Source organism: Streptosporangium sp. 'caverna' (assembly GCF_003203775.1).
Lineage (GTDB): Bacteria > Actinomycetota > Actinomycetes > Streptosporangiales > Streptosporangiaceae > Streptosporangium > Streptosporangium subroseum.
In genome coordinates this window covers 826,975-839,623 of the sequence record NZ_CP029711.1, presented here as the reverse complement: position 1 = coordinate 839,623, position 12,649 = coordinate 826,975, and the positions used below count along the sequence as shown (strand labels likewise).

General features: G+C 68.3%; 11 protein-coding genes. 4 read left to right on the top strand and 7 right to left on the bottom strand.

Annotation, left to right across the window (positions count from 1 at the left end):
* Nucleotides 1–219 precede the first annotated feature (219 nt).
* The 3 genes from DKM19_RS03970 to guaB form a co-directional block, all read right to left on the bottom strand.
* Nucleotides 220–1,152: a hypothetical protein gene (locus DKM19_RS03970; protein WP_110694519.1), complete on the bottom strand. Its 933-nt coding sequence runs from the start codon at nucleotides 1,150–1,152 to the stop codon at nucleotides 220–222.
* A 309-nt stretch (nucleotides 1,153–1,461) separates the two neighbouring features.
* Nucleotides 1,462–2,580 (bottom strand): GuaB3 family IMP dehydrogenase-related protein, encoded by a 1,119-nt coding sequence (locus DKM19_RS03965; protein ID WP_204358644.1) that lies wholly within the window; start codon nucleotides 2,578–2,580, stop codon nucleotides 1,462–1,464.
* 116 nt (nucleotides 2,581–2,696) lie between these two features.
* Complete coding sequence (gene guaB / locus DKM19_RS03960) at nucleotides 2,697–4,178, bottom strand: IMP dehydrogenase (RefSeq protein ID WP_110694518.1); 1,482 nt, start codon at nucleotides 4,176–4,178, stop codon at nucleotides 2,697–2,699.
* Nucleotides 4,179–4,637: 459 nt separating this feature from the next.
* Between guaB and DKM19_RS03955 the strand changes: the two genes are divergently transcribed.
* Together DKM19_RS03955 and DKM19_RS03950 are read left to right on the top strand one after the other, a co-directional pair.
* The gene (locus tag DKM19_RS03955) at nucleotides 4,638–5,648 is read left to right on the top strand and encodes a helix-turn-helix transcriptional regulator (RefSeq protein WP_110694517.1); all 1,011 of its coding nucleotides are present in this window, start codon (nucleotides 4,638–4,640) and stop codon (nucleotides 5,646–5,648) included.
* Nucleotides 5,649–5,949: 301 nt separating this feature from the next.
* On the top strand, nucleotides 5,950–6,327 hold the full coding sequence (locus tag DKM19_RS03950) for a DUF5319 family protein (protein WP_089209299.1): 378 nt from the start codon (nucleotides 5,950–5,952) through the stop codon (nucleotides 6,325–6,327).
* Here DKM19_RS03950 and DKM19_RS03945 read toward each other — a convergent pair.
* The 4 genes from DKM19_RS03945 to groES all read right to left on the bottom strand — a co-directional run bounded on the left by DKM19_RS03945 (nucleotide 6,288) and on the right by groES (nucleotide 9,550).
* Nucleotides 6,288–6,470 carry a hypothetical protein gene (locus DKM19_RS03945; RefSeq protein WP_110694516.1) on the bottom strand — a complete coding sequence of 61 codons (183 nt, stop codon included), beginning with the start codon at nucleotides 6,468–6,470 and terminating at the stop codon, nucleotides 6,288–6,290. The two genes, DKM19_RS03950 and DKM19_RS03945, sit on opposite strands and share 40 nt — an antisense overlap.
* A gap of 142 nt (nucleotides 6,471–6,612) precedes the next feature.
* Entirely contained in the window at nucleotides 6,613–7,251 is a 639-nt protein-coding gene (locus DKM19_RS03940; RefSeq protein ID WP_089209297.1) for a sigma-70 family RNA polymerase sigma factor, read from the bottom strand.
* Between the two features lie 274 nt (nucleotides 7,252–7,525).
* Nucleotides 7,526–9,148 carry a chaperonin GroEL gene (gene groL / locus DKM19_RS03935; RefSeq protein ID WP_110694515.1) on the bottom strand — a complete coding sequence of 541 codons (1,623 nt, stop codon included), beginning with the start codon at nucleotides 9,146–9,148 and terminating at the stop codon, nucleotides 7,526–7,528.
* Between the two features lie 90 nt (nucleotides 9,149–9,238).
* The gene (gene groES / locus DKM19_RS03930) at nucleotides 9,239–9,550 is read right to left on the bottom strand and encodes a co-chaperone GroES (RefSeq protein ID WP_089209295.1); all 312 of its coding nucleotides are present in this window, start codon (nucleotides 9,548–9,550) and stop codon (nucleotides 9,239–9,241) included.
* Nucleotides 9,551–9,980: 430 nt separating this feature from the next.
* Here groES and DKM19_RS03925 point away from each other — a divergent pair, with 430 nt between their 5' ends.
* Nucleotides 9,981–11,147, top strand: a complete 1,167-nt coding sequence (locus DKM19_RS03925; protein ID WP_110694514.1) for a class I SAM-dependent methyltransferase — start codon at nucleotides 9,981–9,983, stop codon at nucleotides 11,145–11,147.
* 193 nt (nucleotides 11,148–11,340) lie between these two features.
* Nucleotides 11,341–12,597, top strand: a complete 1,257-nt coding sequence (locus DKM19_RS03920) for a hypothetical protein (protein WP_162641281.1) — start codon at nucleotides 11,341–11,343, stop codon at nucleotides 12,595–12,597.
* Nucleotides 12,598–12,649: the final 52 nt, after the last annotated feature.

The following is a 12,649-nucleotide window of genomic DNA, read 5'->3' as shown; positions in this document are numbered from 1 at the left end:
GGCCACCGCTCAGGCCGTCCCGGCGAGCCGATCACCGCTGACGGCCCCTCCACGGGCCGGTCTCGACCGACGATGCCGCCCGCCAGGCCCCGACGGGCCGATCACAACCGGCGTCGTCGTCCGCCACGTCCCAACAGGCCGATCACGACCGGCGATGCCGCTCACCACGTCCCAACGGACCGATCACAACCGGTGCCGCCCGCCACGTCCACGGGTCGATCACGGCCAGTTCCACTGGATGCCGATCAGACCGGGTTCGAGCGTGTCGGCCACCAGGTGGACGGCGTGGTGGGCGTTGAGGACGAGTTCGCCCTGGTCGTGCTCGTGGGCACCGGGATCGGGGCGGGTGAAACGGCGGACGCCGGCCGGAAGGGCGGCGGGCGTGAAGTTCACCCGGAGCACGTACTGGCCGGCGGGAAAGCGGAAACCCCGTTCGTACCTGGCGGTCTCCACACCGCTCGGGTCGGCCAGCTCGTAACGGATCACCTGGGTGTCCCCCGTCTGGAGGACCCGGTCGAACAACAGCTCCGCCACCACCAGGGCGGTCGGCCCGTCGCGGCGGACCCGGCCGACCCTGCAGTCCTCGAGCGCGCGGATCCGCACGCGTTCCACGTCGCATCCCAGGTCGCCCCAGTAGATCATGATGTAACGATCGGCGGCGTCCTCGTGCGCCCGCACCACCTGGAGCGTCTCGCGCCGGACGATGCTGCGGTCCAGCCCGACCTGCACCGTCTCGTACATCGTGGCGATGTGCAGGCGCCGGTCGTCGGCCACCCCGTCCAGATCCTGCAGCAGGGCCGACAGGGTGTGGGAGGACTCCATGATCGCGGAGTACGGCAGGGTGCTCTGCGGCGGCTCTCCGGGACCGCGACCCCGGGGGCGGGGCGGGCCGAGGAGGGCCATGAGCGAGCGGGGCGGCAGGACGAGGATCTCCTCCAGCGCGCGTACGGCACGCAGCGACTCGGGCCGCTCGGGACGGCGCAGGCCCTGCTGCCAGTAGCTCAGGCTCGTCATCCCGACCCGCAGGCCGCGTTCCTCCAGATTCTGGCGGAGCCTGCTCAGGGTCAGGCCGCGTGCCTCCACCGCCGCACGGAGCGCGGCGTGGAAGGGGCCGTCTCTGAGGGCGATCCGGAGTTCTTGATCATCCAACACATGTGAATGTTCACAGATTTTCCCCTATACGTCACTTTCAGGGCCTCCCGCGCAGCGCACCTCACGGCCGAGGACCGCGGTCGGGCTGGAGAGCGACCGGTCCGCCGGATGGCGCCATACCCGCAGGAAGACAACGGGCGATCAAGGAAGCTCCGGACCCACAGGAAACACCGGACGAACGTGAAAGTTTCGAACCCACGGGGAAACACCGGATGCGCGGGGAGGCGCCGGATCGGCGGGGAGACAACAAACGGGCGGGGAAACGCCGAACGCCCGGCCTCCGCGGAGACCGGGCGTTCGAAAGGGATGTCAGCCGATGTGCGGGGCCACGACGACCTCGACCCGCTGGAACTCCTTGAGGTCGGAGTATCCGGCGGTGGCCATCGTGCGCTTGAGCGCGCCCATCAGGTTCATCGAGCCGTCGGCCACGGAGGAGGGGCCGTGCAGGATCTGCTCCAGCGTGCCGACCGTGTCGAACTTGACCCGCTTGCCCCGGGGAAGCTCGGGGTGCTGTGCCTCGGACCCCCAGTGGAAGCCGTGGCCGGGAGCCTCGGTGGCCCTCGCCAGCGGCGAGCCGACCATGACCGCGTCGGCGCCCACGGCGATCGCCTTGGCGATGTCACCGGAGGTGCCCATGCCGCCGTCGGCGATGACGTGGACGTACCGGCCGCCGGACTCGTCCATGTAGTCGCGGCGAGCCGCGGCCACGTCGGAGATCGCGGTGGCCATCGGCACCACCACGCCCAGCACCGTGCGGGTGGTGTGCGAGGCGCCGCCGCCGAAACCGACGAGAACGCCCGCCGCACCGGTCCGCATCAGGTGCAGCGCCGCGGTGTAGGTGGCGCAACCTCCGACGATCACCGGAACGTCGAGCTCGTAGATGAACTGCTTGAGGTTCAGCGGCTCGGCCCTGCCGGAGACGTGCTCGGCGGAGACCGTGGTGCCGCGGATCACGAAGATGTCCACGCCCGCGTCGATGACGGCCTTGTGGTACTGGACCGTGCGCTGCGGGGACAGGCGGACGGCCGTGGCCACCCCGGCGGCGCGGATCTCCCCGATGCGCCGGCCGATCAGCTCTTCCCTGATCGGCGCGTTGTAGATCTCCTGCAACCGCCTCGTGGCGGCCTCACCCTTGAGCTCCGCCACCTCCGCCAGCAGTGACGTCGGGTCCTCGTAGCGGGTCCAGAGACCTTCGAGGTCCAGCACCGCGAGACCGCCGAGCCGCCCGACCTCGATCGCGGTCTTCGGCGAGACCACGCTGTCCATGGGGCTCACCACGACGGGCAGTTCGAACCGGTAGGCGTCGATCTGCCAGGAGATCGAAACCTCCTCCGGATCGCGGGTGCGACGGGATGGGACGATGCCGATCTCGTCGAGCGCGTAGGCACGACGGCCGTTCTTGCCGCGCCCGATCTCCACCTGAGTCATATATATGTCTTTCCTTCATGCGTGTATGGATACTCACGCCAGGTGGGCGCGGACCGTACAGTGCCGATGTGGCTCGCCTGCTCGCTGAGCTCGGCGGATCCCCGTCCTCCGGAAACCTAGCGACCGTGGTAGTTCGGAGCCTCGACCGTCATCTGGATGTCGTGCGGGTGGCTCTCCTTGAGGCCCGCCGAGGTGATCGGCATGAGCTCGCACTTGCTGTGCATCTCCGCGACCGTGCGGCATCCGGAGTACCACATGCCCTGGCGCAGGCCGCCGATGAGCTGGTGGGCCACCGCGGCGACCGGGCCGCGGTAGGGGACCTGGCCCTCGATGCCCTCGGGGATGAACTTGTCCTCGGTGCCGACGTCGGCCTGGGCGTAGCGGTCCTTGCTGAAGGAGGTGCCGCCGCGCTCGCGGTTGCGGACCGCGCCGAGCGAGCCCATCCCCCGGTAGGACTTGAACTGCTTGCCGTTGATGAAGATCAGCTCACCCGGAGACTCCTCGCAGCCCGCGAGGAGCGACCCCAGCATGACCGTGTTGGCCCCGGCCGCGATGGCCTTGACGATGTCACCCGAGTATTGGAGGCCGCCGTCGCCGATCACCGGCACCCCGGCGGGACCGGCGGCCAGGGAGGCCTCGTGGATCGCCGTCACCTGCGGGGCGCCGACACCGGCGACCACGCGGGTGGTGCAGATGGAGCCCGGCCCGACGCCGACCTTGACCGCGTCGGCCCCGGCGTCGACCAGCATCTGGGCGCCCGCGCGGGTGGAGATGTTGCCGCCGATCACCTCGACCCGGCTGTTGGCCTTGATCTTGGCGATCATGTCGGCCAGGCCCTTGGAGTGACCGTGGGCGACGTCCACGATGATCACATCGACGCCGGCCTCGATCAGGGCCGCCGCCCGCTTCTCGGCGTCGTCCCCGACGCCGATGGCCGCCCCCACGACGAGCCGGCCATCGGCGTCCTTGGTGGCGAGCGGATACTGCTCGCTCTTGGTGAAGTCCTTGACGGTGATGAGCCCGCGGAGCCGCCCGTCGGCGTCGATCAGCGGGAGCTTTTCGATCTTGTTCTGCCTGAGCAGCTCGTACGCGCCGTCCCTGGAGACCCCGACCGGCGCGGTGACCAGCGGCATCGGGGTCATGACCTCGCGCACGGAACGGCCCTGGTCGGTCTCGAAGCGCATGTCGCGGTTGGTGACGATGCCGACGAGCACGCCGCTCGCGTCGGTCACCGGGACACCGGAGATCCGGTAGGTCGCGCAGAGCCGCTCGACGTCGGCGAGGGTGTCGTCCGGCGAGCAGGTGACCGGGTTGGTGACCATCCCGGCCTCGGAGCGCTTGACGAGGTCGGCCTGCTGGGCCTGGTCCTCGATGGAGAGGTTGCGGTGCAGGATGCCGATGCCGCCCTGACGGGCCATCGCCACCGCCATCCGGGCCTCGGTCACGGTGTCCATCGCAGCGGAGACCAGCGGGATCCGGAGAGTGATCCCGCGCGACAGGCGCGTGGTGGTATCCGCCTCACCCGGCTGCAGATCCGAATAGGCGGGCACCAGGAGCACATCGTCGAACGTGAGCCCCGGTTCGGTGAACTTGGCCATCTGCAAACCTCCTACCACGGCGCTCTCATAATGGGGAAAGGCGCCGACCCCCGGATCACAGTTTAGAGTCTGCGGCCAAACCTGCGGGACACCCCCGGGAAAAGCCGAGGGACCGAGTGGTCGATGACCCGCTCGGCCCGCCCGAATCCGCGGAACACCCTCGGGAAAAGGCGGGAGGCCGAGCGGTCGGTGACCCGCTCGGCCTCCCGAATCACCGGCACCGGCACGAGGCGTCTGGCATGCCACCGAACCCCCCTCCGCGTCCGGGTGGCGACGTGACTCGTATCCGGTGCCGACGCTGCGTCAAGCCTGCGTCACGATCGGTTCACCCGCAATGTACAAACGTGCAATTGCACGAAGTTGCACACACTGTCGTATCAGTTAGGAGCAACGCCCGGACAGGGATGATTCACCGGGTTATCCTCGCCAGACCCGTGTCATTTCAGGAGCCCCTCGCCGATGCGTACTGACACACCCGCACCGCTCGACCCGCTGGAGACCCTGGGTCTCACCCCGGCCCAGACCTCGCTCTACAACGCGGTGCTGCGCCTGCACCGCGCCACCTGCGCCGAACTCGCCGAGGCCACCAACGGCTCACCGGAGCTGCTCGACCGCGAGCTGGCCATCCTCGTGAGGCTCGGCGTGGTCGACGAGCAGGGCGGGGAGTATCTCGCCCGGCACCCCGCCACGGCCCTCGGCCACCTGGTCGCCGAGCGACTGGACCGGCTGGCCGCGGAGAGCCGCAGGATCGACACCGTGCTCGGGTCGATCCGCGGTTTCATCCACCAGTACGACGCCGGACGCGACTACCAGGCCGGCCAGTTCCCCGTGACCCTGGTCGGCGGGGCCGACGAGCTCTACGAGAGCGTGATCGGCATGGCGATCCAGACGCCGCCGATGGAGTTGCTGTCGGCCATTCCCGACAAGCGGACGGTGAACGACTTCGCGCACCGGTACGCCGACCAGTGGATCGCGGCCCAGCGCACCGACCTGCTCTCCTCCCGGTTCATCATCCCGGTCCACACGCTGGGGATATCCGGCCTGCGCGACAAGCTGGACCAGTTCGAGCGGGCGGGGGCCCAGGTCCGCACCCTCGACGTGGTGCCGAGCTGGTTCCTCGTCGCGGGGGCCGACGCCGCGGGCATGCCCGCCCAGTGGGGCGGCACCCTCGCGGAGAACGCCTACAACTTCCACCTGGTCAGAGCCGTCGTGGTGGTGGCCGCGCTGCGCTCCTTCTTCGAGGAGCTGTGGGCCCGCGCGGCACCGCTGCCGTGGACGCACCGCGGCGACGGCGTGATACAGGTGCTGCGGCTGGCCGGTCAGGGGGTCTCCGACGAGATGATCGCCCGGCAGCTCGGGGTCTCGGTCAGGACGGTGCGCTCCCGGTTCGCCGACGCCATGGCCGAGCTGGGCGCGCAGTCGCGGTTCCAGGCGGGCGTGGAGGCCTCGCGCCGCGGCTGGCTCGTGTGACACACCCCTGAGGCCTCGCGTCGCGGCAGGCCGACACAACCCGTCGCCGAGGCGCCGCGGCCGGCTCGTGCAACACACGTAGCTCGTACGCCTCAGGGACCGGCTCTTGCAACACGTGGCTCGTACGCCTCAGAGGCCGCAGGGCGCCCGGCCCGCAGGCCCCCGCGATCATGTGACCCGAAGCTCTCCGGAACCCGGCCCGCACAGGCCGCTTCAATCGTGCGACCCGGAGCCCACCCGCGAGCACCCGGCTCGTATAGTTCAGAACCTGTCTGTCACATCCAGACCATAAGGTGGGATCGTGCTCGACGATGTCCCTCGCGACCCGTTCGCGGATGACCCCGACGACCCGGCGGCGGCGCTGGGTGAGCCTGACGATCCCGAGCCGCTGACCTCGGACGAGCGCGACGAGGCCATGACCGACCTCGCCGACGTGGAGGTCTTCCGATCCCTGCTGGAGCCCCAGGGCGTGCTCGGCCTGGTCCTCGACTGTCCCGAGTGCGGCGAGCAGCACTACTTCAACTGGGAGCTGCTGCGCGGCAACCTGCGCCAGATGATCGAGAACGGCCAGCCGCAGGTGCACGAACCCGCCTACCAGCCCAACCCCACCGACTACGTGAGCTGGGAGTACGCCCGCGGTTACGTCGACGGTGTGATCGACACCGAAGAGCGCCGCTGATCGGTGGGCGGTGTGATCGGCACCGAAGGCCCCTGCTGATCGACATCGTCGATCAGCGCCGACAGCAGCCCGACCATGGCGTCGAGGCTCGCGACGGGCTTCCTGAGGGAGAGCGCCTCCAGGACGGCGTCGGTCTCGGCCACTGCCGGGTCCTCGTCCGGCCCGTACTTTCGAGCCGGACGTCGCGGATGAACCGTTGTCATGATCGTGCTCGCTCCGGGTCCTCGCCAGTCCCGCCCTGCGCTCCAGGTTCTCGTTTCTGATCACCGCTCGACTGCTCCACGGTCAAGCTATCGACTCCAGCTCCGCCATCGCCCGTAGCCGGGCCAGCGCCCGGTGCTGGGCAACGCGGACCGCGCCTGGTGACATGCCCAGTACATTACCGGTCTCCTCGGCGGAAAGACCTGACACCACTCGGAGCATGAGCAGTTCGCGCTGGTTGTCGGGGAGCCTGGACAGCAGCCGGCGCGCGTGCTCGGCCTCGATGTAGCGCACCACCGTCTCCTCCGGCCCGGGCCCCTCGTCGGGCCCGTCAGGGAGATCCTGGGTGGGTACGGCGGATCGTACGGAACTACGCAACGCGTCGGCCACCTTGTGAGACGCGATGCCGAAGACGAAGGACGCGAAAGGGCGTCCCATGTCCCGGTAGCGGGGCAGTGCGGACAGCACTGCGATACACACTTCTTGGGCCACATCGTCCGCGATGTGATACTGGCCAGAAACCCGGCCAAGACGACCACGGCAATAACGGACAACCATTGGCCTCAGCTGCGCGATCAGAGATTCGATCGCTGTGCGATCTCCCTGAACGGCGAGCCTCGTCAGATCTTTGAGATCATCCCTATGGGCGGTCCCTTCAGATCTCGTCGCAAGCCTTACCCCATTTTTGGCGTCGGCGACGCATCCCTCGGTCACGTTAGGCATGATGCCCGCCCTGGTATGGCCTGTCGTCATCGCAAACGGCTACGGATTGGTCACATTGAAGCGGCGATAACGGGGAGTAATCGAGTGATGACAGCAACGACTCGAATTTGTACCAATATTTCATTGGATTACCAAATAAGCCGACTATTTGTTAGAACGACGTTTGGTCTTCCGCGCATCATGCCATGACGCTTCGCAGGGCCTTTTGGTTTACCGCAAAACGCGAACGGCTCGCACCCCTCGGGGGGACGCGAGCCGTACGGACCAACGAAGATCAGTGACCGTGGCCGTGACCATGGCCGTTGGCACCGGCGTCCGGAGCCTCTTCCTCGGGCTTGTCCACCACGAGAACCTCGGTCGTCAGCAGCATGCCGGCGATGGAGGCGGCGTTCTGGACGGCCGAGCGGGTGACCTTGACCGGGTCGATGACGCCCTGAGCGATCAGGTCGCCGTACTCGCCGGTGGCCGCGTTGAAGCCCTGACCGGTGGACAGTTCGGCCACCTTGGTCGTCACGACGTAACCCTCGAGACCGGCGTTCTCAGCGATCCAGCGAGCCGGCTCGATGAGCGCCTTGCGGACGATGGAGACACCGGTCGCCTCGTCACCGGTCAGACCCAGGTCGTCCAGGATCTTGGAGACGTGGATGAGCGCGGAGCCACCGCCGGAGACGATGCCCTCCTCGATCGCCGCACGGGTCGCGGAGATGGCGTCCTCGAGACGGTGCTTCTTCTCCTTGAGCTCCACCTCGGTGGCCGCGCCGACCTTGAGCACGCAGACGCCGCCGGAGAGCTTGGCGAGGCGCTCCTGGAGCTTCTCGCGGTCCCAGTCGGAGTCGGACTGCTCGATGGCGAGCTTGATCTCCTTGACGCGGTCGGCGATCGCCTGCGCGTCACCGGCGCCGTCCACGACGGTGGTGGAGTCCTTGGTGATCACGATGCGGCGGGCGGTGCCGAGCACCTCGAGACCGACGTACTCCAGCTTCAGGCCGATCTCCTCGCTGACGACCTGGCCACCGGTGAGGACGGCGATGTCCTGCAGCATGGCCTTGCGGCGGTCACCGAAGCCCGGAGCCTTGACGGCGACGGAGGTGAAGGTGCCACGAATCTTGTTCGTGACCAGGACCGCGAGGGCCTCACCCTCGACGTCCTCGGCGATGACGAGCAGCGCCTTCTTGGACTGAGCGATCTTCTCCAGCAGCGGCAGGAACTCCGCGACAGAGCCGATCTTGCTCTGGGTGATCAGGATGTAGGGGTCCTCCAGGACCGCTTCCATGCGCTCCTGGTCGGTCACCATGTAGGGCGACAGGTAGCCCTTGTCGAACTGGAGGCCTTCGGTGAACTCCAGCTCCAGGCCCATGCTGTTGGACTCTTCGACGGTGATGACACCGTCCTTGCCCACCTTGTCGAACGCCTCGGCGATCAGCTCGCCGATCTTGACGTCCTGCGCGGAGATCGTCGCGACGTGCGCGATCTCCTTCTTGTCCTCGACCGGGCGGGCGGACTCGATCAGCTTGTCGCTGACGGCCTTGGCCGCGAGGTCGATGCCACGCTTGAGCGAGAGCGGCTGGGCGCCGGCGGCGACGTTACGCAGACCCTCACGGACCATCGCCTGGGCCAGAACGGTCGCGGTGGTGGTGCCGTCACCCGCGACGTCGTTGGTCTTGGTGGCGACTTCCTTGGCCAGCTGGGCGCCGAGGTTCTCGTACGGCTTCTCCAGCTCGACCTCACGGGCGATGGTGACACCGTCGTTGGTGATGGTCGGCGCACCGAACTTCTTGTCGATGACGACGTTACGGCCGCGCGGGCCGAGGGTCACCTTCACGGCGTCCGCAAGGGCGTTCACACCACGCTCAAGAGCGCGGCGTGCGTCCTCCTCGAACGACAGGATCTTCGGCATAACAATCCCCTCTATAAGTACGTCGGCGCATCAAAGCCCCGGGCGCTCACGCGACCCGGGGCTCGATACGTCACCTTTATGAAGCTGGAACTACTTCTCGATGACGGCGAGCACGTCGCGGGCGGAGAGCACCAGGTACTCCTCGCCGCTGTACTTCACCTCGGTGCCGCCGTACTTGCTGTAGAGGACCACGTCACCCACTTCGACATCGAGCGGAATCCGCTTCTCGCCCTTGTCGTCCCAGTTGCCGGGACCGGCCGCGAGGACTTTGCCCTCTTGCGGCTTCTCCTTGGCGGTGTCTGGGATAACCAGACCGGAAGCGGTGGTCTGCTCTGCCTCAAGCGGCTGGACCACAATGCGGTCGCCGAGCGGCTTAACGGGAACCTTGGTGGCGGTCGTCACGTCGGACCTCCCCTTCAGATTTGAATGATCTAGAAGAGGCGACCAGCGGTCTGCCGTCGCGGGTGTCAGACCTGCCTCGTCGCATGTATCTGGCACTCTCACCGGGAGAGTGCCAATACGGAACAGTATGCAAGGAGGGCTTGACAGTCAACACGGGATGGCCCTTCTGCGCTTCACGCGAACGTCAAGCTATGCACAACCCCCCTCAAAACTACCCTTCCCACCTGGCAGCACCTGCCCATGTAGGTGATGAACCATCAAGGAACATCGGGGAACGCAGGGGAGCATCGAGCGACATACCGGGCAACGCCGGAGGACGCCGAGGAGCCGAGGCGCCCCGGGGAACCCGGCGGAACACGCGCTCCGGCCCCGCCGGGATGCCGGAGCGAGGCGAAGGCCGCGTCCCCGCCAGGCGGTAACGTCAGACGACGTGGACCTTGACGCATTCCGGGAGCTGCTGACACCCCGCGGCCAGGAGGCCCTGACGGCCGCGGCCGAGACCGTCGGCGACGACCCGGTGGCGGCGGTGACCCGGCTCAGGAAGATCTACGACGCCGGCCTGACCTCCGCGGCGCTCACCCAGGCCGGGCTCAGGCGGAGGGCGAGGGAGAAGTTCGGCGCCGACGCCGATCTCATGTACTTCACGCAGGCCGGTCTGGAACAGGCCACCCGCCGTGAGGTCGCCGACCACAGGACGCGTCGCGTCGCCCCCGGCTCCCGGGTCGCCGACGTCTGCTGCGGCATCGGCGGCGACCTCCTCGCGCTGGCCAGGGCCGGATGCACCGTCGAGGCCGTGGACGTCGACCCCCTCACCGCGGCGATCGCCCAGGCCAACGCCGAGGCCCTGGGATTCGGCGACCGGGTCTCCGTCCGTACGGCGGACGCCGGAGCGATCGACCCGGCGGCGTTCGACGTCCTGTTCGCCGATCCCGCCCGCCGTACCGCCCGGGGCAGGACCTTCGACCCCATGGGCTACTCGCCTCCCTGGCCCGACGTGCTGGAGATGGTGGCGAAGGCGAGGTCGGCCTGCCTCAAGGTCGCCCCCGGGATCCCCTACGAGTTCATCCCCGCCGGGGCGGAGGCCGAGTGGGTCTCCCACAAGGGCGACGTCAAGGAGGCCGTGATCTGGTGCGGCGCCCTGGCGGGCGAGACAGATCGCAGGGCCACGATCCTGCCGTCGGGCGACACGATGACGCCCGACCCCGACCTGGGCCAGGCCGAACACGGTCCGGTCGGCCGTTACATCTACGAGCCGGACGGCGCGGCGATCCGGGCCCATCTGGTCGCGGAGATCGCCGCGACGGTCGAAGGTCACCTGCTCGATCCGCACATCGCCTACATCACCGGGGACGTCGCCGTACGGACACCGTGGGCGTCCCGGTACGAGGTCCACGAGACGCTGCCGTTCTCGCTCAAGCGGCTGCGGGCCGCGCTCCGCGAGCGCGGAGTCGGCAATGCGACGATCAAGAAACGCGGCTCGGCGGTCGATGTCGACAAATTGCGGAAAGACCTACGACTTTCCGGAGACAAATCCGCGGTCGTCATTCTTACCCGAATCATCGACAGGCCGTTCGCCTTCATATGCGATCCATGCTGACCAGCCGAAACGGCAAACTCGGACAATTCATTGACAATTACGATCTTTCAAATTCGACCTCGTTAAACCTTGATCAGAAGGCTAGGATTGCCGGGCGAGAGTTCGCTCCCTCGCGTGCGGTTTGACCGCGTTCAACAGCGAAATGAACCAATCCCACCGCGCGGCTGACCGTCGGCGAGTGAAGGAGCTTTCGGTGGATCACTCCGACCACACCCTGCTCCAGGCAGGCAGTCAGACTGCTATCTCCGACCGGATGCGCGAGCTCCTCGCCCGCGCGGCACAGGACCACGTCTACGAGCAGCGGACCCAGGGCGCGGTGCTGGACGAGATCCGCCAGCGCCTCGAAGGCATGGAGTGGTTGCTGCGAGAGGTAAGGGAGCGCGAGCTCGGCGGGCTGAGCGGCACGCTGGAGTCCGTCCACGGCCGCCTGGACGACATCTCCGTCCGCCCTCCGGCCTGGGCGGAGGGCCTGGCCCAGCACGTCGAGGCGGTCCGCGACCACGTGGACACCGTGGGCGAACGCGTCGGCGCCCTGGGCCAGCGGGTCGACACCGTCCGCGACCGGGTCACCCCTCTCGGCGAGCTGCCGAGTCTCTGGGCCGATCTCGGCACCGTCGGCGAGAGCGTGGACGAGGCGCTCATCCGCCTCCAGACCGTCGTGGACGGCACCCAGGGCGTCGACGGCCGGCTGAAGGAGCTGGTCGAGCATTTCGGCCGGCTCCACTCCCAGATGGAGGTCGCGGCCCACCGGTTCACCCGCCTGGACAGGTCGCTGGCCGACCTCGTTCAGCGCACCGGGCGCCTGGAGGCCGGGATGCTCGACCTGCCCGCGAGCGTGCGGGAGGCCGTCGACGGTGCGACCGACCGCCTGCTCGCCGCCGTCGAACGGACGAACGGCAAGATCGACCTGCTCATGCCCCGGATCGACGACCGGGCCGACGGCGTCGAGAGCCGCATCGACCGGCTGGACGGCCGCCAGATCATCGTCGACGGCCGCTTCGACACGATCGACGAGCGCCTCGACGACATCGAGGGCCGTGTCACCAGCCGGATCGAAGTGATCGACTCCCGCCTGTGCGCACTGGACGGCCGTGCGGAGAAGACCGCCGAGCGCCTGGAGTCCGTGGACGAGCGCGTCGACAGGCTGCCCGCCACCCTCAACATCGGCGACGTGCACAAGAACGTCGGCGCGCTCATCGACGTCCAGACCGACGGTCAGGGCAGGCGCTTCGACTCCCTGGAGCAGCACGTCGCCCAGACCGAGGCCGCCCTCGTCCCGCTGGCCGACCTGCTCCGCGCCCAGCCCGACCGCGCCCAGCTCACCGAGGCCCTCGGGGCGATCGTGGAGCCCGTCCGCACCGACCTCACCCGCCGTCTCGGCGCTCTTGAGGAGACCATGCTGGCCCTCGCCGAAGCGCTTCTCCGTCCCGCCCGCGCCGACAAGGACTGACCACCGCATCGCGTCCCCCTGCGGTCACGCGATGCGCCCGCATCAAGCTCCG